The 18,580-nt window shown below is 56.2% G+C and carries 28 protein-coding genes, 3 tRNA genes and 1 pseudogene; 10 read left to right on the plus strand and 22 right to left on the minus strand.

The window, feature by feature from the left end; translation table 11 throughout:
* Positions 1 to 30 precede the first annotated feature (30 nt).
* From ABZ154_RS09145 to ABZ154_RS09245, 21 genes and pseudogenes are all read right to left on the minus strand, one after another.
* The gene (locus ABZ154_RS09145; RefSeq protein ID WP_356830527.1) at positions 31 to 330 is read right to left on the minus strand and encodes a hypothetical protein; all 300 of its coding nucleotides are present in this window, start codon (positions 328 to 330) and stop codon (positions 31 to 33) included.
* Positions 330 to 638: a hypothetical protein gene (locus ABZ154_RS09150; RefSeq protein ID WP_356830529.1), complete on the minus strand. Its 309-nt coding sequence runs from the start codon at positions 636 to 638 to the stop codon at positions 330 to 332. The genes ABZ154_RS09145 and ABZ154_RS09150 overlap by 1 nt, the downstream gene beginning before the upstream one ends.
* Positions 638 to 805, minus strand: a complete 168-nt coding sequence (locus ABZ154_RS09155; RefSeq protein WP_356830531.1) for a hypothetical protein — start codon at positions 803 to 805, stop codon at positions 638 to 640. Before ABZ154_RS09155 ends, ABZ154_RS09150 begins: the two co-directional genes overlap by 1 nt.
* Positions 806 to 820: 15 nt before the next feature.
* Entirely contained in the window at positions 821 to 1,561 is a 741-nt protein-coding gene (locus ABZ154_RS09160; protein ID WP_356830533.1) for a ribonuclease H-like domain-containing protein, read from the minus strand.
* Complete coding sequence (locus ABZ154_RS09165; RefSeq protein ID WP_356830535.1) at positions 1,558 to 1,755, minus strand: hypothetical protein; 198 nt, start codon at positions 1,753 to 1,755, stop codon at positions 1,558 to 1,560. Before ABZ154_RS09165 ends, ABZ154_RS09160 begins: the two co-directional genes overlap by 4 nt.
* A gap of 519 nt (positions 1,756 to 2,274) precedes the next feature.
* Positions 2,275 to 2,766, minus strand: coding sequence for a DNA cytosine methyltransferase (locus ABZ154_RS09170; RefSeq protein WP_356830537.1), 492 nt, complete (start codon positions 2,764 to 2,766; stop codon positions 2,275 to 2,277).
* Positions 2,766 to 3,350: a DUF3310 domain-containing protein gene (locus ABZ154_RS09175; RefSeq protein ID WP_356830539.1), complete on the minus strand. Its 585-nt coding sequence runs from the start codon at positions 3,348 to 3,350 to the stop codon at positions 2,766 to 2,768. The genes ABZ154_RS09170 and ABZ154_RS09175 overlap by 1 nt, the downstream gene beginning before the upstream one ends.
* Positions 3,347 to 3,541: a hypothetical protein gene (locus ABZ154_RS09180; protein WP_356830541.1), complete on the minus strand. Its 195-nt coding sequence runs from the start codon at positions 3,539 to 3,541 to the stop codon at positions 3,347 to 3,349. The genes ABZ154_RS09175 and ABZ154_RS09180 overlap by 4 nt, the downstream gene beginning before the upstream one ends.
* Complete coding sequence (locus tag ABZ154_RS09185) at positions 3,541 to 4,239, minus strand: toprim domain-containing protein (RefSeq protein ID WP_356830543.1); 699 nt, start codon at positions 4,237 to 4,239, stop codon at positions 3,541 to 3,543. Before ABZ154_RS09185 ends, ABZ154_RS09180 begins: the two co-directional genes overlap by 1 nt.
* Before the next feature lie 46 nt (positions 4,240 to 4,285).
* Positions 4,286 to 4,492 (minus strand): annotated as a pseudogene (locus tag ABZ154_RS09190) (hypothetical protein); the annotation flags it as partial.
* A 126-nt stretch (positions 4,493 to 4,618) separates the two neighbouring features.
* Complete coding sequence (locus ABZ154_RS09195; protein WP_356830759.1) at positions 4,619 to 5,029, minus strand: endonuclease domain-containing protein; 411 nt, start codon at positions 5,027 to 5,029, stop codon at positions 4,619 to 4,621.
* Positions 5,030 to 5,059: 30 nt separating this feature from the next.
* Positions 5,060 to 5,377, minus strand: a complete 318-nt coding sequence (locus ABZ154_RS09200; protein ID WP_356830544.1) for a hypothetical protein — start codon at positions 5,375 to 5,377, stop codon at positions 5,060 to 5,062.
* A gap of 66 nt (positions 5,378 to 5,443) precedes the next feature.
* Positions 5,444 to 5,785: a hypothetical protein gene (locus ABZ154_RS09205; RefSeq protein WP_356830546.1), complete on the minus strand. Its 342-nt coding sequence runs from the start codon at positions 5,783 to 5,785 to the stop codon at positions 5,444 to 5,446.
* Positions 5,786 to 5,793: 8 nt separating this feature from the next.
* A complete protein-coding gene (locus tag ABZ154_RS09210; protein WP_356830548.1) occupies positions 5,794 to 6,627 on the minus strand; it encodes an AAA family ATPase in 834 nt (277 codons plus the stop codon).
* Between the two features lie 64 nt (positions 6,628 to 6,691).
* Entirely contained in the window at positions 6,692 to 6,907 is a 216-nt protein-coding gene (locus tag ABZ154_RS09215) for a hypothetical protein (RefSeq protein WP_356830550.1), read from the minus strand.
* A 2-nt stretch (positions 6,908 to 6,909) separates the two neighbouring features.
* Complete coding sequence (locus ABZ154_RS09220) at positions 6,910 to 7,287, minus strand: hypothetical protein (RefSeq protein ID WP_356830552.1); 378 nt, start codon at positions 7,285 to 7,287, stop codon at positions 6,910 to 6,912.
* Positions 7,288 to 7,596: 309 nt separating this feature from the next.
* On the minus strand, positions 7,597 to 8,109 hold the full coding sequence (locus ABZ154_RS09225) for a hypothetical protein (RefSeq protein ID WP_356830553.1): 513 nt from the start codon (positions 8,107 to 8,109) through the stop codon (positions 7,597 to 7,599).
* 395 nt (positions 8,110 to 8,504) lie between these two features.
* On the minus strand, positions 8,505 to 8,693 hold the full coding sequence (locus ABZ154_RS09230) for a hypothetical protein (RefSeq protein ID WP_356830555.1): 189 nt from the start codon (positions 8,691 to 8,693) through the stop codon (positions 8,505 to 8,507).
* A 109-nt stretch (positions 8,694 to 8,802) separates the two neighbouring features.
* Entirely contained in the window at positions 8,803 to 9,615 is an 813-nt protein-coding gene (locus ABZ154_RS09235) for a PD-(D/E)XK nuclease family protein (RefSeq protein WP_356830557.1), read from the minus strand.
* A 127-nt stretch (positions 9,616 to 9,742) separates the two neighbouring features.
* Positions 9,743 to 10,081: a hypothetical protein gene (locus ABZ154_RS09240; protein ID WP_356830559.1), complete on the minus strand. Its 339-nt coding sequence runs from the start codon at positions 10,079 to 10,081 to the stop codon at positions 9,743 to 9,745.
* A 198-nt stretch (positions 10,082 to 10,279) separates the two neighbouring features.
* The gene (locus tag ABZ154_RS09245) at positions 10,280 to 10,771 is read right to left on the minus strand and encodes a hypothetical protein (protein WP_356830561.1); all 492 of its coding nucleotides are present in this window, start codon (positions 10,769 to 10,771) and stop codon (positions 10,280 to 10,282) included.
* A 938-nt stretch (positions 10,772 to 11,709) separates the two neighbouring features.
* Between ABZ154_RS09245 and ABZ154_RS09250 the strand changes: the two genes are divergently transcribed.
* The 3 genes from ABZ154_RS09250 to ABZ154_RS09260 all read left to right on the plus strand — a co-directional run bounded on the left by ABZ154_RS09250 (position 11,710) and on the right by ABZ154_RS09260 (position 12,137).
* Positions 11,710 to 11,847, plus strand: a complete 138-nt coding sequence (locus tag ABZ154_RS09250) for an HNH endonuclease (protein ID WP_356830761.1) — start codon at positions 11,710 to 11,712, stop codon at positions 11,845 to 11,847.
* A gap of 45 nt (positions 11,848 to 11,892) precedes the next feature.
* Positions 11,893 to 11,966, plus strand: a tRNA-Ile gene (locus tag ABZ154_RS09255).
* A 77-nt stretch (positions 11,967 to 12,043) separates the two neighbouring features.
* Positions 12,044 to 12,137 (plus strand) — tRNA-OTHER (locus ABZ154_RS09260).
* A gap of 409 nt (positions 12,138 to 12,546) precedes the next feature.
* Here the strand turns inward: ABZ154_RS09260 and ABZ154_RS09265 are convergent.
* A tRNA-Leu gene (locus ABZ154_RS09265) sits at positions 12,547 to 12,629 on the minus strand.
* 335 nt (positions 12,630 to 12,964) lie between these two features.
* Between ABZ154_RS09265 and ABZ154_RS09270 the strand changes: the two genes are divergently transcribed.
* The 7 genes from ABZ154_RS09270 to ABZ154_RS09300 all read left to right on the plus strand — a co-directional run bounded on the left by ABZ154_RS09270 (position 12,965) and on the right by ABZ154_RS09300 (position 18,559).
* Complete coding sequence (locus ABZ154_RS09270; protein WP_356830563.1) at positions 12,965 to 13,183, plus strand: hypothetical protein; 219 nt, start codon at positions 12,965 to 12,967, stop codon at positions 13,181 to 13,183.
* Complete coding sequence (locus tag ABZ154_RS09275; RefSeq protein ID WP_356830565.1) at positions 13,176 to 13,685, plus strand: hypothetical protein; 510 nt, start codon at positions 13,176 to 13,178, stop codon at positions 13,683 to 13,685. The genes ABZ154_RS09270 and ABZ154_RS09275 overlap by 8 nt, the downstream gene beginning before the upstream one ends.
* Positions 13,621 to 14,136: an HNH endonuclease signature motif containing protein gene (locus ABZ154_RS09280; RefSeq protein WP_356830567.1), complete on the plus strand. Its 516-nt coding sequence runs from the start codon at positions 13,621 to 13,623 to the stop codon at positions 14,134 to 14,136. Before ABZ154_RS09275 ends, ABZ154_RS09280 begins: the two co-directional genes overlap by 65 nt.
* 502 nt (positions 14,137 to 14,638) lie before the next feature.
* Positions 14,639 to 14,884, plus strand: coding sequence for a hypothetical protein (locus tag ABZ154_RS09285; protein WP_356830569.1), 246 nt, complete (start codon positions 14,639 to 14,641; stop codon positions 14,882 to 14,884).
* 273 nt (positions 14,885 to 15,157) lie between these two features.
* Positions 15,158 to 16,489: a hypothetical protein gene (locus ABZ154_RS09290; protein WP_356830571.1), complete on the plus strand. Its 1,332-nt coding sequence runs from the start codon at positions 15,158 to 15,160 to the stop codon at positions 16,487 to 16,489.
* 13 nt (positions 16,490 to 16,502) lie between these two features.
* On the plus strand, positions 16,503 to 17,939 hold the full coding sequence (locus tag ABZ154_RS09295) for a phage portal protein (RefSeq protein WP_356830572.1): 1,437 nt from the start codon (positions 16,503 to 16,505) through the stop codon (positions 17,937 to 17,939).
* Between the two features lie 53 nt (positions 17,940 to 17,992).
* Positions 17,993 to 18,559 (plus strand): hypothetical protein, encoded by a 567-nt coding sequence (locus ABZ154_RS09300; protein ID WP_356830574.1) that lies wholly within the window; start codon positions 17,993 to 17,995, stop codon positions 18,557 to 18,559.
* Positions 18,560 to 18,580: the final 21 nt, after the last annotated feature.

The following is an 18,580-nucleotide window of genomic DNA, read 5'->3' on the forward strand; positions in this document are numbered from 1 at the left end:
CCTGATGATCACCGACCATTCTTCGAGCCACTAGCCCTCCACTCGCTCATAGGTCAGTTCAAAGATTTCAGGCTTACAGGGATAAATTTCTCCCTGGACTCCCCGAATGATCCAGTCGTCGGGGGATGCATAGATGGGACCTTCAAGGGTCTCAATTCGCAGACGCCAGTAGTCCTCGCCTAGGAATTCCGGGGTAACGGTGCCGGCGATAAAGGCGTCCTTGAGCCACTGGGGGACTTCTTGCCGAAAGGGGATTACGGTATCGGCGTACTCGGCAAGTCCGAGCTGAACCGCTTCAATCTCAACGGGCTTCTTTCGGAAGACAGCCATCAGCTCTTCTCCTTCACGGGCTTCCAAGCAGTGGTGGTCACCTGAACCTCTTCAACCTCAACGCCCTCGATCCGGTCCTCCCAGTTCCAGAGATCCTGGTCCTGGTGCTCCGTGGCACCAGTCCGGTAGTGGACTCGATAGGCCTTACCGTCATCAGGAGCACGGAAGACGAACTCATGGACGTGAGCCCATCGAGTGAAGTCATATAGCTCGTTGGAAAGCTCTTCGGCGGTGCCTTCACTGTTGTCACATTCGAAGGGGACTCCGAAGCCCTCAAGCTCTTCTGCGGTAAAAATGCGATTAGGCATCAGAGACTTCCCTCCTCTTCGATGACGACGTGCTCAAGTCGCTCAATCAGTTCACGAGTAAAGGACATGTCTGCCACGTAGGCGTCCAGGGAAAGTACGAACTCAATGGCGTTGTCACAACCGGCAAGGTGCTGTGCCAGGGCCTCAAGGTTGATCTGTGTTTCCATCCAAATGTCCTGCATCTACTTCACTCCCTGAATCTCGACACTGGAGAGCCGCTTGTTTCCGCGGACCCACTTACCACAGTCGTTACACCGGTACTGCTGGAACTTGCTGACCGATGTAGCAGCGAAACCACGCTTCTGGAGATTGGAGCCCCCACAGTTGGTGCAGGCGTCTTCCTCAGTTCCGTCGTAAAGGCCGACCGAAGGGTGACCAGTGATCCAAGGAAGCAGCTTGCCGTAAAGCTGCTCAGTGATCACAACGTCCTGCATGTTGTACGCCTTCATCTCCTCCCATGCCTGGAAGTCGCCGGCCATGCACTTAACCCAGAGCGTATGACCAGAGTTGTGAATCTTGTGATCCAGGCCAAGAGCCTTGGTCACGTAATCCAGCTTGTTGGAGGGGAACCGGAAGTTCTTCTTGACGACCTTGAGAAGGTCGATCTGAGCATAGGGAGAGGGAGGTGTAAGCCCTGCCTCAATGAACTCTCGGTTCAGGTGGGGGATGTCGAACCGAGCCCCGTTGAAGTGGATAACAGCGTCTGCCTTGTCAAGGAGGTCGTGAGCAACCTCCACCATCAGTTCCTTGGGGTTGTGAAAGGAGCTGTAGAAGGAGACAAGGTCATCCCCGTACCATTTGGCTGCGAAGGAGATGACCTCTCCGCTTTCAAGAAGCTGGGAGAGCCCTACGTTCTGCTGCCATAGGCCCCATACGTGGGCCAGGTTCGGTGAAGTCTCGATGTCCAGAGTAAGTAGCTTCATGCAGTAATCTCCTCAACGGACTTCGTCAGAGCCTCAATAAGTCCCCTGGCATCATCGACAGTCAGATTCTGATAGAGGCTCTTTCCGGAAACCATCCGGTTCGGCGCGGTCGATACGTGGGAGTCAAAGACGATCTCCCCATCCACGGTCGGGTGAATAAACGTCGCAACGCCATTGCTCTGCTCAACAGTCATGCTTCGTTCTCCTTCAGATGGGCCAACTCTGAGAATAGGTAGCGGCCAGCCGCTACTGCCTGCTGAGTCACAACCCCATTACCAATCTTGTGAAGCTGTTCGGAACGACTAAGGCCCTCAACGTCTGTAACCCAGCCGTCCTCGTAGCCCATAAGCCACTCATCAAATCGAGCGGTAAGCCGGCGGCCTCCCTTAGGCCCGACCTCAGTAGGAATCGGTGCCTCACGGCCCATAAGGGCCTCCTGCCTCCGAATGGCTGGCTCGTATTCCACCCAGTCCTGAACCAACCCTTCTGGTTCCGGAAGGAGGTAGCAGACTTCATCATCCAATGTCGGCCCGTGCCCCCCAGCCTTTCGCTTTGCCGGATGCTGAGCTGCGCCATTCCTCCCAAGTTGCGCCGTGGGGGTCTTGAACAAGACCTTGGGAACCGGAAGCAGATGCACAACCGCACTGGGAAGTGCGTCGTACTGCCCCTTGGAGTTCCGCATATTTGGTCCCCCATGGGGACCATCAGAAGCCTTAGGAGTCGGAAGGTACCGCGAGACCGAACCAGCGCTTTCGGATGTGGGCGAACTCCACATCGGAAGCTCCCAGAGTTGTCCAGAGCAAGTCATACCCGATTTCGGCCAAGTCTTCGGAGACAGCGGAGAGTCCCCTTCCGCGGATTGCTGCCACGTTTTCCAAGAAGAGGTAGTCGGGTCGAAGTACCCCAGTTGCTTCACAGACGTTCGTCCAAATCCCTGAGCGCTCACCCTTGATCCCCTCCCGAGGTCCAGCGTTACTGATGTCCTGGCAAGGAAAGCCAGCACAGATCTTGTTCACCTTGCCAACTAGCTGAGTCCAGTCGTAGCTAGTGATGTCCCCAATATTCGGGACTCCCGGAAAGCGCTTGGCCAGAACCTTTGAGGCAGCCTCATCGACTTCAGCGACGTAAGCCACCTTGTCTCCGGTCAGTTCCTCAAATGCGAGTCCTAGCCGGCCGACGCCGGAGCACAGATCCAGAATGGGCATCAGGGGGTTCCCCCAAGACGCTGAACTTCTCTGGTGACGTACCAGAGAGCCTTTTGAAGGTCTTCAAGCTCCTTCTCAGGCCCACCCTTCTTGCCGGCCCGAGACAGGTACTTGACCGCGTTACCGCGGTTGAAGTTCAGGTTCTCTACGATGTCAATGACCTCTGCACCGTTGGACCAGCCATCGGCATAGTGAGAGGGGTGATTGATCACGTCCTCCTCAATAAGGACTGGAGCACAACCAGGGCAGATGCCCTCCCTCGGGCACTCGGGGAAGCCAGGGCAGTCCCCGAATTCATCAGTCATATCAACCTTCGAGTCAAAAAAAGAGGACTCCTCAGAGGACTTCTCTTCGACCAGAGGAGCTGAGAGAGCGTCGTAGACGCACTCAAGCTCCAGCTCGGAGGAATCAAAGCATCGAAAGGTGCCCACGCACTTGTCATCCAACTCGACAGTCACCTCGTATTCGTGAGCCTTAGCCACATGGGTGACCTTCCCGCGATTGAAAAGGTAGCTGTTGAATGTCTGACCGGGATGGTTGTTCTTCACCACAACCACACGGTCCCCGACCTCAAAGTTGCTCATGCTGACTCCACCTTCCGAAGCTCTGTGAAAAGGAAAAACATCGAGTAGTCGTATTCGATATTCTTGTCAACGTCCTCTTCCATCGTGACGTAGGCAGCGGGCTGATTCTGGGACAGCCCAGTAATGAAACCAGTCATCCCAGTCAGCTCATCATTGGTCTCAGTGATGACCTTGTCCCCGATATTGAGCATCAGCCCTCCAGGCCAAGCAGTTGTCGAATAGAACCGTCGCCGTACTGACGACGAAACGAGTCCGGATCTTCCTTATCGGGAAGCTGGACTGGAACCCCATTGGGAAGTCGTCCAGCCAGCTTTGCGTTCAGCTTGTTGCCTGCCTCATCACCGTCTCCGAGGATGAACACCTTCTCGTAGCCGGCAAAGGCCCTGTCGAAATGGTCCTTCCAGGCTGAGACTCCCTGGAGAGCTACAGAAGGAATGCCGTCCAGCTCTACAGCCCAGGCAGAGAACTCGCCCTCTGAGATGGCTATGTAGGGGCTGGAAACGGTAAGGGCTGAAGTGTTGTAGAGCCTCGGTGTGTCCGCGGGAAGACTCTGGTACTTCCCGTGCTTGCCGTGCTCCTCCTTCTGGCCTTTCAGGAAGTGATACTGACCATCAGAGTCCTTGACACACTCATCTCGAATGCACCTGAACCGAACGGTGGCAATGAACTTGGTTCCTGCCGGTCGAAGGTACGGGATGACTAGGTGATCTCGATATTGCTCATGCCCCACTGTCACCGAATCGCCTACGTACCCTGGGAGCCACTTCTCGGCCCCCTCCCCAAAACCGCGGGCGACTAGATACGCTTCGGCTGGGCTCGCTTGGTACTGGCTCTGGTAGAGCTTCGCTGCCTCCACCGAACCGGGCATCTGCCCACTCTTGCGCTTCACGGAAGCCAATTCCCTCCACTCGTTGGATCACATCAATGGAGTCTTCAGAGATGTCACACGCGTGACACTTCCATCGGTTCTCTTCGAGGTTGATCGAGGCACTAGCCCTCTCCTCCACATGGAGAGGGCAGAGAATCTTCTTCCAGACTCCGTAATCTGGAATCTCTACCTCGGGGTAGAACTCCTCGAAGACCAGGTCAATCGGAGGCTTAGGAGTAGGGGTTCTCGACTCGGAGAAGCGTCCGACTGCCATGCTCGTTCTCCTTGTAGACCTCAATCGGGAACTGATATTCGCGCTGGAGCTGCTTCATGAAGTGCACGTTTCCGGCGTACTCACGGAAGTTGAAAGCAGGGGAGAAGGTGTCCATCAGTCTGTGTCCTAACGGAAGTCTTGGTGAAGGCGGATACCGAGAACTCGGACCGCAATTGGGTTTTCCAGGTAGTCAGCCAGGGCCCTTAGCGTGGCGGGGCTGTCCTTGGCGTAGGGCAAGATCTTTCGGTTACAACCCCGGCACAGCCCGCCCCGAAGCCAACCGTTCTTATGATCGTGGTCGCAATCAAGTCGGTAGTTTCTGCGCTGACCGCAGCCGGCACACTTTCCGTCTTGAGCTTCCATCAGCTTGTCGAACTCACCGGCTTTCAATCCGTACGTATCCTGGACCCGAGACTCATGGGTCGCCTTAGAGCGACCCGTCTTCTGACACCCAGAGCAGACCTTGCCCCGCGGGGAGAAAAACCGGAGAGCTCTGTTCTTCTTGCACCGAGTGCAGTTCCTTGTCTTTGTTACCATCACACCTCATATCTCATATCAACCCTCAGGCTAAAAAAAGAGACCTGGGGCAGCGGTCCGACGTCTGATTGAGGTCTCCAGGTGAAGGAATTTGGACTCATCAGCCGTAGCCTGAAGCTGGCTCAGGAAGTTTCGGAGATCTAGTTCCTTCTGAACTCCCCGGCTCATCGAGAGAACCAGGGTCTTGTAGCCACCGCGGAGGTACTTGATAAGCACCTGGGTCAGAACCTTGGCGTCCAGCCGGCGGGGGTTCGGGACTCGGACGAGGAGCACACCCTCTCCACCTTGAATGTCGAGCTGGAGACCGAAACCAACACCCTGCTTCTTGCTGTTCTTCTTCGTCTTCATATCTCCACCCTACTCTTCTTCACATCTCATATCAACCATGAAGGGTTTGTGAAGGTGTGACGTGGGTCACACGATGTAGCACATCTGCTTTTCGTTGACGGGGGCATGCCCCGTCTTGCTCTCAAGAACCCACCAATCCGAGCCGTCGATGTCATTGAAGGGACCAGCAACCACCTTGCGTGGCTCATCGCCCAACCCCAACATGACCCTTTGACCAACCTTGAACCGCGGTGCCGGCTCCAGGTCCTCCACACCGACAACGCTGCACTTCCCCTGATCCACTCCCTCCAGCCACTCAACGAGGTACGAACCCATTCCAAGGGCTGTGGATGTGTAGGGGCCATACCTGATCTTCACAAGCCCATCAGTCTGTGCGCAAATGGCTTCGTCGCCCTGCTTGAACTGCATGTCTTCTCCTAGAAGGTAGGGCCCATAGGTGTCTCTACGTCCTTCAGACGCAGGGTGTTGCTGTCAAGCTCCATGCTCACAAAGGTCTGCCCACTGGGGTCCACGAAGTCCCCGTCTCGTACCTTCACAGGAGAGATGTTCAAAACCTTGTTCATCCCCTGCTCATCCGGCTCTCTATGAATTGTCAGAATAAGAGCCGGCACGCGATGAATCTTCCCTTTGACTCCGGACAGCGGGATGGGCTTGAGCCCATCCGAATGCTCCCCAATCACGTGATGGAGCGCCATTACATGTGACTCAGTCTGACGGGCCATATCGTTTAGGTATTCACACATACCTTCCAGCCCAAAAGTGAAGGATTCAGCATCACTGGCGCCTCCTGTGTCAACGTTTGTGATGTTATCCACAAGACACAAATGAGGGTAACAACCAAAAATCTCGTAGTAAATCTCTAGATCAGCTTCCATATCCTCTTGCTTGGGCATGGCTTCGTAGTTCAGCCTGATCCACCACCTGTCCCCAAGAACACGTTCGTATTCACTGAAGTTCCCTTCTTGGAGAGCCTTCTTAACATCCTTGATGCTGTCTCCGGTGAGGATGGCCGTTGCCCTGGAAAGCTGGGTAGCTGCATTTGAGTCCGCAGACCAGTACATGACTGGAAGCGAGCCAGCCAGGGCCAAATTCAACGCGAACAGGGACTTCCCTGTGCCGGGGCCTGCAACCACCAAGGAGAAATCACCCCGGTTGAAGTCCACGCCCTTCTTCTGAAGGACCTTACTGAGGTTGGGGATTGGCTCCCCTGAACTGCCCTTGATCCGGGCAGACTGAACAAGCGAGTACATCTAACTCCTCTCGGGAACGACAAAGGCCCCGAGGTGTTGTCCTCGGGGCCCTGCTGGTGTTGCTCTAGTTCGCGTACGGGTCAATCAGGTCTGCTGCATGAACTTCTCCGGCCTGGAACTTTCCACCCTGCTGAACTAGAGAGGACTTGGAGTCCTCCCGGATCTTCTCAGCCTCCTCATGAAGGAGGTCATCGATCAGATGGCTAGCCTTCTCAGACCGATCCGGGGAGTGGGGACCGCCCTTCATCAAGGCTGCGTACAGCTCTTCTCGTGCACCCACTTCTACTCCTCAATGTCCTCTGCGGCCGGAAGGCCGAGATGAGCCCTCACAAGTCCAGCAGTTTCAGTGTCTTCGGTGAGCGGGTACTTCGGGTCGAACAGGTCATCATGTACACGAGCCTTGGCAATCTCCTGCCAGGCAAGCTGGTCTGCTCGAACCTCGTCAGCAAGCTGACTCACCGAGGACTGAGCCTCAGTCGGCCACTTGCCCTTCACCAGGCCCTCAGAGAACTTCCTGTTCTCACCAGGGATGTCCGCACAAGCGGACCTGACCTTCGGGAAATCAGAAGGGGAGGTAGCTCCTGCCTCCATCAGAGGGTTGTAGACCTTGAGGCACTTCTCGAATGCCTCGTTGAAGGGGCTCACCAACTTCAGATACATGGCAGCCCCTTCCTTCCGAGTGACCTCTCCGTTCACCGCTTCCGCGGTAGGGCTGGAGGAGGTTGGAGGAGCCGGCACAGACGGGGCAGGTCCCGAGGAACAAGCTGCCGTGCCGGCCACCACCAGGGCGACGATGCAGATGGATCGAACGGTCTTGGAGTACAAGGCGAGTCCCCCTCACACCTCGCTCCCTGCGAGGTGAGGCAACTCTACCGAGTGGACCAGGACTTGATGCCGTGTTCGCCTTACAAGGAGGACACTACATGACCTGATCTCTCATATCAACCCTCAGGTTAAAAAAAAAGAGAGTCAGTCGTGAGAGTAGTGCTCCACCTCAATGCCAGTCTTTCGGACAGTCACCATGGCGTGATCACCGAAGGTGTCCAGGAGAACAGTCTCGAAGGCCCCAGACTGAAGGGCTCGGTCAAGAGCCTGGCACCGGTCGTAGCGGCCCTCATCCGGGCCCTCGTAGCGATGATTTACGTACTTGCGGGACTCACTGTCCCACTCCTTCTCAATCTTGCCCAGGCTCCGGTGCTCATAATCGAGCTCAAGGTAGTAGCGGTCAAAGTCACCACTTTCGAACCACTCAACATCCTCGGTGGTCATGGCCCAAAGAGCGTTTACCGAAAAGTCACAGGTGTCTCCGTCATTGAAGTACGGAGTGTACTGAGTCCATCCGAACTCAACAATGGTCGGGTCATCAACAAGGGCCTGGAAGAGAGGAGCCAGCTCCTCAATGGGCTTCTGGTCAACTCGGGTTGAGCCCTCGGTGATATCGCCAGAGACAGGCATTCCAAGGAAATTCTTGTCAGTCTTCATGCTGCAACCTCCGAGGGCTGATTGAGGAGAAGGGTAGAGAGAGGAACTTCCTTGCGCTGAGAGCCAGACATCCACCTCTCAACAGGAGTGTTCTTGAGGTAGTCAGCCGGCGAAGGAAGCCAACCGAGGTCTTCGATGATGTGCCGTTCGGCAATAAGCCGAGTCGGGACCTGGACGACCTTGCCAGAGGACTTGGTTACGGAGATGGTGGGACCAAACTTCTCCTGAACCAGCCATACCCCAAGGGTGTGGTGGTAGATGGCTCGGTGTCGAACATCCCCGATGATCTGCTTGGAGGAGTCGATGTACTCCTCGATCGGAAGGTAGTCCTCAGGGCTTCCACCCCACTTCCGTGCTGCGGACTGGGCATGATTCCAACTGTTGATGACTACTCCTCAGATGGTCGGCCGAAGGCTGTGAACCATGTCGATCACTGCCTGAATGTTCTGCTTCGTAGGTTCGTCCCCAGCAAGTTCCTTGACCGTATAGAGAGCTTCAACCAAGGAGAGCGAAGTGATCGCGATGTCCCGAAACAGTCGGGGGGTCTTAGGCCACTCACGAAACTCGGGGGTGAACTGTGTCACTTCAGGCTCCATATCTCATATCAACCATGAGGCTCAAAGAGTGGGGTCCCGGTGAGGACCCCTTCTTCCTTCTGTCTCCAGTATGGCACAGTCCGTATCTCATATCAACCTACCTGGCCCGAGAAAATGAGCATGCGTGGCTGACAGAGCAGAACCCACAGTCGAACCCGGGGTTGGCCGGAAACTTGCCGGCCTTCACACCCTGGTCCATCTTCACGTACCGCTCCGCCACCTGCTCCTCCGTCACCTGAGAGAGATCCACACCCTTCTTGGGTGACAGCGTTCCCTTCGAACCAAGCCACCAGTCCCCCTTGTTGACCTTCACACCAAGGGCCTTCTCAACAGCCACCTTGTAAGTCTCCAACTGGAAGGGCGACTTGGTGGAGCCCGTCTTCAGGTCCCTCACTCGGTACTGCCCCGGCTTGTCTTCATCCCGAACGAGCTGGTCAATGTATCCGCGAACCTGGACTCCTCCCAGCTCCACCTTGAAGTACAGCTCCAGACCCATCTTCAGGTCGTACCGCGGAGCGTCCTCGATGTCATAGCCGTTCCAGCCATCGTCCTCAACCCAGATCTCGGGCTGATTCACCTCCGACCAACGGACGTACTCCCGGACCTGACTCTGTCCCAGCTTGTACCGGTCTTCGATGTCCTGTCCCGCCGGCTTCTTGTTGGCAGTCATCCACCAGTCAAGGTTGGGCTCCTTCTGCATGGCGCCGTTCACCATCTTGCTGTACTGATCAGAGAAGAGCTGCACCATCTCCTCCTCCGAGGGCTCCCGGTACTCCTTCTCGAACTTCTCAGCCGCAGAGTGGAAGGCTGTTCCCTGGAAGGACCAGGCAGCCGGCCGCTCCTGCACTCGCTCAACTCGTTGCAGATAGAAGCGGTATGCACACTTCTCGTACTGCTCGGTCTGGCTCACAGACCGAGGCTGAGTTTCGATGTTTCCCATGTGTCCTCCTAAGCGTCAACATCGTTGATGCTGACTGATTTTGGGCAAACTAAAAGGGCCATGCCGTTTCCTGACATGGCCCCAGTTGTTGGGGGTCTCATCCTCCGTACACCGTCACAAGATCGAAGTACTCACTGCCGGGGAAGAACGGGTGTTCCTGATGCATCCGCTCCTTCTCCACCACACACTCACTGAGGCTGCGCCCCAGCTCAGTCGACAACCGATGCAACTCCTCCACATCGCTGGCGTCTACCTCGTTCGTGATCACGAGCATGTAGTACCTGCCAAACGGGCGGCCTATGCACTCAGTGATCAGTAGGGCGGACGTCTCCACCCATGTACGGGTCTCCTCGATCGTGCCTCCGTAGATCATCCCCAGTACGTCATCCCCAGCCGGCGCCTGAACAGCGGCTATAGACGTGATCAGTTGGAGCATGGGACCCCCTTGTGACTGGGTGAGCCTTCAATCGACTCATCCCCCACACGAAACTTACACATCTTGAGAACCGAACCATATCCCATATCAACGTGACGTACATCACATGCCATGGAGCACAACCATTAGGTAGTCCTTACCAAAAACGAAAGACCCCCTGGTCACAGGGGGTCTGCGGTCGTAATGAGGGGCGCAACGTCACCAGTCGGGGAGATCCAATGCCCTCTTGAATCCCTCGGATGGATACGGTAGATCCGCGGGCCAGTCGATGACCCTCTTCCCGTCCTGAGGACGCCTGGGCCTGTAGTACCAGCCCTCATCTCGGTCGGGGTCGTAGCACAGGACTTGGTGGCGGTCGATCAGCTCTTGCACCCAGGCCTTCGCCATGGTCTTCTGCTGCTCACTGAGGGCGGTGTCCCCCATACGCATACGTAGGTAGATCTTCAAGGCCCTGGCAGAGTGCTCGCTGTAGTGAGCCTTGCCCCGCGCCGGCGTAAGGATGTCCCATCGAACTGCCAGAGAATCGCTCACCTCTTTGGCGATCCGCTTGCGGACTAGACCCATCTTCATCCGACGTTTAGACACAGCTTGAACAGAAATGCCATACTCTTCAGCAATTTGCCTGTCTGACCAACCGCTATGGAAAAGGTTGACCAGCCTGGCGTCTGGCAAGGCGGAAATAGTGGGCATGTCATGTCCTTAGCTGCTTCAGGTTCATGGTCAAGACCCTCCCATCACAGCCTCATTGCTGTGATGGTGTCTCCAGCCTAACGGCGTGGAGCCGTTTTCGTCTCTCACATCAACCTGTGATGTACGTCACACTGCGTTGTGGAGTCTTGCATTCCGGGGGCAAAGGTACTCATGACCTCAGGCCTTCCTCTGGTGCGCTCAGAGGACTCGGCCCTCACTCAGCCCCAGCCGGCGCCTGGTAGGCAACCAGGAGGCTCGTGGTGATCTCCCTGGCCACTCTAGGCCCCTTGCTAACCTCTGGCCAACGGAGATGACCGAGACCACATCCCTCCTTGGTGTGATCTGGACCACACTTTAGAAAAAGCTGTCACAAAACCCTCGTTTTGACACCTACATATATAGTAGAAGAAGAAACACTCTAGGAAACCCTCTAGAAGAAGAGGGTTGACAGGAGATACAAGAGCTGTTAGACTGAAGTTAGAAGAGAAAGTACTTAAGTAAGTGATCCTCCTTAAAGAGGATCACCTCTAGTAGTAACTAAGTTTCCTTCTTGTTCGATCTCCCTGTTGAGAGATGGCCAAGGCCTTGAAGCCTTGGCCTTTTATTTCCAGGTAGGGTTGGTATGAGAGATCCAAGAAGGTGAAGGGCCCTGGCTGTCAGACCAGTATCCAGCCAGGGCCGATACTTCCGGCTGGTGCCTGGAGGAACGAACCCCGGCTCCAGCCGGCAACAACTTGATGAGGTGACCAAGCATGCCACGTGCATCCTCAATCTGCTTGGCCAAGGGTTGCCTCTCCAAGACCATCCGGGATGGTCGGTGCCGAGAGCACCAGACCCGGAAGCCCTGGCAGAACACCTCTGCCAGGAACCAGAGTCGCCCTAGTAACTGGCCCTCGATCAGGGCCCAAGTGCTAGCAAGGGATCGGTTTACCTGCCAGATGTGCGGAGGAAGATCCGAGCTGGAGGTAGACCACATCATCCCTGTTGCCAGGGGCGGAAGTTGGAAGATGGACAACCTCTGGGTTTTGGACGCTGGTTGTCACAGTGCCAAGACGAGGAAGTTCGACTCTCGCTAAGCACTCCGGGTTGAAGTCCCGGAGCAAGCCTCTGGCGAGATTTTTTTCCCAGTAGCTCAGTTGGCTAGAGCGCCGCCCTCATAAGGCGGAGGCCGCTGGTTCAATGCCAGCCTGGGGAACTGCTGTTGGACACTGGGAAAGTCCTTCAGAGGCCACGGCATAACAGCCCTAAAACCGCATGCGCGGTGGTCACATTTCCTTGGTAGCTCAACGGTGGAGCACTCGGGTACCCGTCCGCGGAAGCGGACAACAGAAGAGAGCGGTTGCGGGTTCGAATCCCGTCCAAGGAACAAAGAGGCGTCCCATGTGTGTCCGGCCGGCGCACGCCTGATTGAAGCTCCCCCGAGGTCCGCGGATGAAGAGGTCCGGGGACTGGAGCAACGCTGTACGACGATGGGACCCGTACAGCACCACTGAGCACTCCTGGCAGCAGGCGTTGAAGACTACGGGTCGAACCGCGCGGTGCTCAGTCAAGGCCTCACCAAGGTTTGGAAGGGCCCGGGTTGATCTCCGGGACAACCCTTGCCGGTTCGATTCCGGATGAGGCTCCAAGTCAAGGAACAGAGAAGAGCCCGGCTGCCACACAGCCGGGCTCTCAGCATGCTCAGACCTCCCCACGAGTTCTGGGCACACCAAAGACAGTACAACAAAGTAGACCCCACCAAGTTTCGAATGGTGGGGTCTACCTAGTAACTCTTGTGCGCGAGGGGGGATTTGAACCCCCACGTCCCTAAGGACACTGGCACCTGAAGCCAGCGCGTCTGCCGTTCCGCCACTCGCGCAGTGGTGTCCAGCCCCTCTCACCTGTGTGGTGCGAGCGCCTGGCGACAACAGAAACCTACCACGTGGAGGACCCCCCTTGGCAACCGAGGAAGAGATGAGAGACCCGGCCTTCTGCTGGACCTGCGGACGGAAGTGCGGCTCTCAGCCGCACAGCTAGGAGCACTGATGGCCTCCAGGGTCTCTCGGTATGACATCACAGCCAAGCTGCTTCTTCAGCTCGATGAAGGTCCTCTGATTCACCTGGGCCGCGGGCTCATCAAGTACCCCTACGACGTACGCAAGACCATCCCCCAGTTCCTTCGAGACCTGGCCAACGAGCTTGAGGAGTCCACCGATGAGTCCTGAGGACATTGAGCACCGCTTCGCATTTCACGCCGCTAGCCGGCAGGAGAAGCGGGATGAGCACACCTCAGCTCGGCAGAGCTGCCGTCAGCTTGCTGACCATCTCAACGAGCTGCTTCCCGAGGGCCGAGAGAAGGCCCTTGCTGTGACAAAGCTTGAAGAGGTCATGTTCTGGTCCAACGCTGCGATTGCAAGGAGCGTTGATGACTGAGCCTCAGCCCGGGGATTTTGGCCTCACCAAGATTGGTGGCCTCGCCGGCGCCTTCGTGAACTTTGGTCAGTGGTTCGTCGGGGACTTTGCTCCTGTCCAACACGCCCTGGTCTACATCGGAAACGGGATGGTTGTCCAGGCCATGCCCTCAGGGGCAGAGGTCATCCGCCTTGAAGACGCCTCTCCGGTCGTGGAGTGGTCAACAGGACTGATTCCTCTCACTGAGCAAGAGCGTTTCGACATCTGTGTTGAGGCGCTTCTTCTGGAGCACACTCCTTACTCCTTCCTGGACTACCTCTCGATCGCTCTTGAGCGTCTTGGCATGCGTTCAAGGTTGATAAGAGATTATGTTGAATCTTCAAACCATTTGATTTGCAGCCAGCTAGTTGTGCTCGCCTACGAGCGAGCTGGCATTCACCTCTTCCCTGGGACCTTCCATGGTGATCACACCCCAGGAGACCTCTACCACCTTCTTAAGGACCTTGAATCTAGTGGAAATTGAAGAACGCTTCTGGTCGAAAGTTGACCGTGACCTTGGTGACACTTCCCGTTGCTGGGAGTGGCGAGCGTGTGTTGACAAGGGGTACGGGCAATTTTGGTTGAAGGGATCTCGTGTTCTAGCCCATCGATTCTCCTACGAGTTGTCAGGTCTTGTTATCCCAAAGGGGCTTCAGCTTGACCACTTGTGCAGGAACAGGCGGTGCGTAAACCCCCATCACCTTGAGCCAGTTTCCCAAAAGGAGAATATCTACAGAGGCGAAGGGCCTACGGCCACGAACAGTAGGAAGACTCGATGCCCTAAGGGACATGAGTACGACGTCCAAGAGGTGGAAGTCAGTGGAACTGTAAGACGGCGTTGCAGTGTGTGCCTCAAAGAAAACAGCCGCAATCGATCGCGACGATACCTTGCTCGCAAGAAGGCTTCCCATACACAAGAGGTTGGTAATGCTTAGCACTCAGTTTGACATAGACGATGAACTTCCTTTCAAGGTCGAGAGTCGGCCGTCAAAGTCCGTTGAACGACGCCGGGCAATCCAGGATGACTTGGATGACCTGATGGACCTTTACCCGGAGTACGAAGACGTGCTCAACGAGCTGAGGTTCTGATGTGCTCTCACGCTGAACACCGAGTTGAGGTTCTTCCTGACGGACAGATTGCAGAAGAGCACCTTCTCGCTGACAAACAGATGATGGCTTTGCAAGACTCAATCAACCGGCTTCTTTGGACACTGGAAGCCGATGGAACTGTTGTTTTTGGGGAGGTGTTCCCTGATGGGAAGTCGTGGATCAGTCCCTAAGGAAAACGCGGTTCGAAGGAACAAGCACGAGCACGCTGTAGAGCTGAGCCCTGAGGCTCGGCCTGGTCGTCCTCTGCCCTCTTACCTTCCTGTCTCCTCCAATGCTGCCAAGCACTTCTGGAAGACCTGGAGTGAGTCTCCTCAGTCCGCTACGTGGATGGAAACCGACTGGGAGGAACTGGCTGTCACTGTTCTCTTGGTAGACGAACTCTATAAGGGTGACACCAAGTTGGCCGGCGAGATCCGGCAGAGGGTTGCCAAGTGGGGTGCCACCAACGAGGACAGAGCACGTCTCCGGATGAAGTTCGAGAAGCCCGAGGATGGGGCTTCTGAGCCCTCCGAGAAGGAACTTACGGACTTTGACATGGACCAAGAACTGTTCAACAAACTGCGAGTCGTATAGGAGGTGAGGGGATGCCTCAAACGGGAAATCTGCCGGAAGGCGTCCCCTCCCCCAAAGAGACACTTGGTTACCACGTAATCCGCTGGTGCAAGAAGTTCGTCAGAACCCCGGATGGTGAAAACGCTGGAGAACCTTGGGAGTTCACTCCCGAGCAACTGAGGTTTGTGTTGTGGTTTTACGCAATCAAACCTGATGGGAGGTGGGCCTACTCAGCCGGAACGCTCAGACGAGCGAAAGGCTGGGGCCCATCGCAAGACACCCCTCCTCGCAGCCTTGGCCATTGTGGAGTTCATCGGTCCCGTCCGCTTTGACGGATGGGACGTCTTCGGACTCCCGAAGGCGAAGGCCGTGCCTCTTCCCATCGTTCAGATCGGTGCTACTGCACTGGACCAGACAGAGCAGACCTTGGACATGGTTCGAGGAATGCTTTCTGAGTCCCCCGCGGAAGCGCACTACGGCCTTGAGATCTCCAAGAGCATCGTCCAGTTCAAGTCTGGCAAGCCTGGCTCCATCAAGCCGAGGTCTACAGCCGGCAGGACGAACGAAGGCAACAGGCCGACGTTCGTAGTGATGGATGAGCAACACCACTGGATCTCTACCAACGGTGGACCCGACTTCTACCAGGTACTCAAGCGAAACGTTGAGAAGACCACCAAGGCCGGCTCCAGGTGGGTTGGGACGACCAACGCGTATAACCCCAACGAAGATTCCGTGGCTCAAATGATTCATGAGTCCGAGATGGTCACCAAGGGGTTCTGGCTGTACGACTGCCTAGAGGCCTCAATCTCTATCGATGACATCAGGGTTGAGGAAGAGGTCCGCAAGGCCCTCATAGAGGCATACGGGGACGCTGACTGGGCTGACATCGATGGTCTCACCAGGACCATCCTTTTCGACCGGACGACTCCTGACAGCACCTACTGCCGGTTCTACTTCAACCAGATTGCAGAGTCTTCGGACGGATGGATGTCCAAGGAAGAGTGGGACCTGATTCTCTCCCAAGAGGATCCCATCAAGCCTGGTGACCAGATAGCAATTGGCTTCGATGGGTCGATCAGGAATGACGCAACTGGCCTGGTTGGCTGCCGGCTTCGAGACGGCAAGCTCTTCGTACTGGAAGTCTGGGAACGCCCTGAGAACGCCAAGTCTGATTGGGAAGTAGACACTCTGGCCGTTGAAGCGGCCGTCTACAAGGCGTTCAAGGAGTACAAGGTCGAGTGGTTCTACGGGGACCCTCCCTACTTCCAAGAGGCCATGGGCCGTTGGGCGATCCAGTTCGAGACCCGGGATACACAGTACGTCCATGAGTTCTGGACGAACAAGCCTACTCGGATGGTTCAGGCAACAGAGCGTTTCCGCTCCGCGGTCATGACTAAGGACATCTGCCATGACGGGGACGAACGTCTCACAAAGCACGTACTCAACGCCGTAACCCGAGAGGTAATGGTCGGTGGAGAAGTCGGAATTCTCATCCAAAAAGACAGCCCCCGATCCAAACGGAAGGTGGACCTGGCCGTCTGCGCCATTCTGGCGCTAGAGGCTCGTGCTGACGCCATTGAAGATGGGCGCATGAAGCAACGGAGGTCACGCGTCGTGGGGTTCTAGATCAGGAGGCCCCATGATTATCCCCCCGAGTGGCTATACATCTGTAGGCCCTCCTTCAACTGAGATCGATTGGCTTGCCTTTCTACAAGGCAAGCTGACCAACGGTCGTGAAGACCTCCTCAAGTACCGGAGTTACTACGAGGGCGAACAGCAGAAGCTGAAGTTTGCCCAGGCCCGGTACCAGAGTGCTTTCCGAGACCTCTTCAACGACTGGCGAGACAACTTCTGTGGACTCATCGTCGACTCTGCTACAGAGCGGATGAGGGTCGATGGCTTCCGAATTCCTTCTGAAGGAGGGATGAGCAAGGAAGCTAGGGAATTCTGGCAGAGGAACAGTCTGGACTCACTGTCCAACGCAGTCCACCTGGACGCCATGGTCTGTGGTCGTGCTTACGTCATTGTCTGGGGAGACGAGAAGAATGAGCCCATAGTCACTCCAGTCTCTGCGGATGAGATGGCTGTGCAGTACAAGGCCGGCTCCCTGACGGAGCTGGAGGCAGCAGCACGCTTCTTCATGGACTCCTGGGGGCGTACTTGGGTCACTCTCTGGACCGAGGCTTACGTCTACGAAGTCCCTCTCGGGAATACCCAGTGGGAACAGGGCACCAAGAAGCCCAACCCTCTTGGTCGGGTTCCTGTCGTCCCCTTTCACAATCGTTCCCGTATCAACGGTGACCCTTACTCGGATCTTGTCAACGTCATCCCGATTCAGGATGCCATCAACAAGATTACGAGTGACGCTCTCCTTGCCTCTGAGACCGCAGCCTACCCCCAGAGGTGGGTTACTGGGTTGCAGATTGAAGAGGATGAGAACGGCAACCCCAAGGAGCCCTTCCATTCAGGTCTAGACAAGGTTCTCCAGGGCGAAGACCCTGAAACCAAGTTCGGTCAGTTCGAGGCAGCAGACCTCAAGAACTACGTGAACTTCATTAACCTCCTGGTACAGCATCTTTCATCTGTGTCCAGGACACCGAGCCATTACTTTCTGGTCAACCAGGGGACGGCTCCTTCCGGTGAGGCGATTATCAGCGCCGAGGCCGGCCTAGTCTCCAAGGTCAAAGAGCGGATGCTCTACTTCGGAGAAGCCTGGGAACAGGTCATTCGACTCTGCTTCCAGATCAAGAAGGACAAGAGGGCTGAGGAAGTCTCCCTCGAAACTGTGTGGGCTGACCCGGAATACCGGACTGAAGCCCAGCACATTGACGCTCTGCTCAAGCTGAAGCAGCTCAACGTTCCCGAGGAAATCTTGTGGATGCGAGCTGGCTTCACTTCTACGGAGATCGAGATGTTCCGCGAAATGCGGAAGACCGATGCCAAGGAAGCCAAGGAAGTAGCAGAGCTTGGACCGCAAGATCCCAAGGCCCAGGAAGGCAAGGTAGCCGCAATGGCAGCCAAGCAGCCTCAGGGCAACTCCGGGAATGTTGCCCGGAAGCTTAACGAAGAGAAGTAGCTCACCCGTCCAACCGAAATGGGAGGACGGACGAAACCGAAATGGGAGAGCACATGACTACACCTAACGAGCCTGTTGCCACACCGCCTGCTACCGAGCCGGTTATTCCGCCTGTTGTGGAACCACCTGCCCCTGTAGCCCCGTCCACCCTCGAAGAGGCTCTGGCTCTGCTGGAAGCAGAGAAGCAGAACTCCTCCAAGTGGCAGGCTTTGAGCAAGAAGAATGAGGACAACTTCAAGTCCGCTTCCAAGGAGCGAGACACCCTTAAGTCCTCTGTGATGACCGATGCCGAGAAGGCGATTGAGGCTGCACGCACTGAGGGCCGGACGTCCGCACTCAGTGAGGTGGGTATGGACCTGGTGAACGCCGAAATGGTTATCCAGGCTGCTACTGCCGGCGTAAATCTGCCCGACACTCAGTATCTCAACATGGCCACCTTCCTCGGGGAGGACGGGCGTCCTAACAAGGACGCTGTGAAGACCTTCGTGGAATCCCTTCCGAAGGCTCAGGCATTCGCCCCTCTCCAGGGTGCAGGTGCCCAGACGGGTGGGGCCCCAAAGATGGACTCCATGGACCCCTCTGAGCTTGCGGATTTCATCGCGGACGGTTCCTACCTCTGATCCACCCGTAATCTGTAAGCC

It is taken from the genome of Streptomyces sp. NPDC006261 (genome assembly GCF_040613515.1).
GTDB lineage: Bacteria > Actinomycetota > Actinomycetes > Streptomycetales > Streptomycetaceae > Streptomyces.

Excerpts from the sequence above, each read along its gene's own strand:
- ABZ154_RS09280 (WP_356830567.1), top strand. The coding sequence starts at position 13,621 with ATGGTGATCACACCCCAGGAGACCTCTACCACCTTCTTAAGGACCTTG.
- ABZ154_RS09205 (WP_356830546.1), bottom strand. The coding sequence starts at position 5,785 with ATGCAGTTCAAGCAGGGCGACGAAGCCATTTGCGCACAGACTGATGGG.
- ABZ154_RS09145 (WP_356830527.1), bottom strand. The coding sequence starts at position 330 with ATGGCTGTCTTCCGAAAGAAGCCCGTTGAGATTGAAGCGGTTCAGCTC.
- ABZ154_RS09300 (WP_356830574.1), top strand. The coding sequence starts at position 17,993 with ATGACTACACCTAACGAGCCTGTTGCCACACCGCCTGCTACCGAGCCG.
- ABZ154_RS09170 (WP_356830537.1), bottom strand. The coding sequence starts at position 2,766 with ATGCCCATTCTGGATCTGTGCTCCGGCGTCGGCCGGCTAGGACTCGCA.
- ABZ154_RS09270 (WP_356830563.1), top strand. The coding sequence starts at position 12,965 with ATGAGTCCTGAGGACATTGAGCACCGCTTCGCATTTCACGCCGCTAGC.
- ABZ154_RS09160 (WP_356830533.1), bottom strand. The coding sequence starts at position 1,561 with ATGAAGCTACTTACTCTGGACATCGAGACTTCACCGAACCTGGCCCAC.
- ABZ154_RS09285 (WP_356830569.1), top strand. The coding sequence starts at position 14,639 with ATGGAAACCGACTGGGAGGAACTGGCTGTCACTGTTCTCTTGGTAGAC.
- ABZ154_RS09245 (WP_356830561.1), bottom strand. The coding sequence starts at position 10,771 with ATGCCCACTATTTCCGCCTTGCCAGACGCCAGGCTGGTCAACCTTTTC.
- ABZ154_RS09200 (WP_356830544.1), bottom strand. The coding sequence starts at position 5,377 with ATGAAGACGAAGAAGAACAGCAAGAAGCAGGGTGTTGGTTTCGGTCTC.
- ABZ154_RS09175 (WP_356830539.1), bottom strand. The coding sequence starts at position 3,350 with ATGAGCAACTTTGAGGTCGGGGACCGTGTGGTTGTGGTGAAGAACAAC.
- ABZ154_RS09250 (WP_356830761.1), top strand. The coding sequence starts at position 11,710 with ATGTGCGGAGGAAGATCCGAGCTGGAGGTAGACCACATCATCCCTGTT.
- ABZ154_RS09155 (WP_356830531.1), bottom strand. The coding sequence starts at position 805 with ATGGAAACACAGATCAACCTTGAGGCCCTGGCACAGCACCTTGCCGGT.
- ABZ154_RS09240 (WP_356830559.1), bottom strand. The coding sequence starts at position 10,081 with ATGCTCCAACTGATCACGTCTATAGCCGCTGTTCAGGCGCCGGCTGGG.
- ABZ154_RS09150 (WP_356830529.1), bottom strand. The coding sequence starts at position 638 with ATGCCTAATCGCATTTTTACCGCAGAAGAGCTTGAGGGCTTCGGAGTC.
- ABZ154_RS09210 (WP_356830548.1), bottom strand. The coding sequence starts at position 6,627 with ATGTACTCGCTTGTTCAGTCTGCCCGGATCAAGGGCAGTTCAGGGGAG.
- ABZ154_RS09295 (WP_356830572.1), top strand. The coding sequence starts at position 16,503 with ATGATTATCCCCCCGAGTGGCTATACATCTGTAGGCCCTCCTTCAACT.
- ABZ154_RS09165 (WP_356830535.1), bottom strand. The coding sequence starts at position 1,755 with ATGACTGTTGAGCAGAGCAATGGCGTTGCGACGTTTATTCACCCGACC.
- ABZ154_RS09180 (WP_356830541.1), bottom strand. The coding sequence starts at position 3,541 with ATGCTCAATATCGGGGACAAGGTCATCACTGAGACCAATGATGAGCTG.
- ABZ154_RS09225 (WP_356830553.1), bottom strand. The coding sequence starts at position 8,109 with ATGAAGACTGACAAGAATTTCCTTGGAATGCCTGTCTCTGGCGATATC.
- ABZ154_RS09195 (WP_356830759.1), bottom strand. The coding sequence starts at position 5,029 with ATGGTAACAAAGACAAGGAACTGCACTCGGTGCAAGAAGAACAGAGCT.
- ABZ154_RS09275 (WP_356830565.1), top strand. The coding sequence starts at position 13,176 with ATGACTGAGCCTCAGCCCGGGGATTTTGGCCTCACCAAGATTGGTGGC.
- ABZ154_RS09220 (WP_356830552.1), bottom strand. The coding sequence starts at position 7,287 with ATGTATCTGAAGTTGGTGAGCCCCTTCAACGAGGCATTCGAGAAGTGC.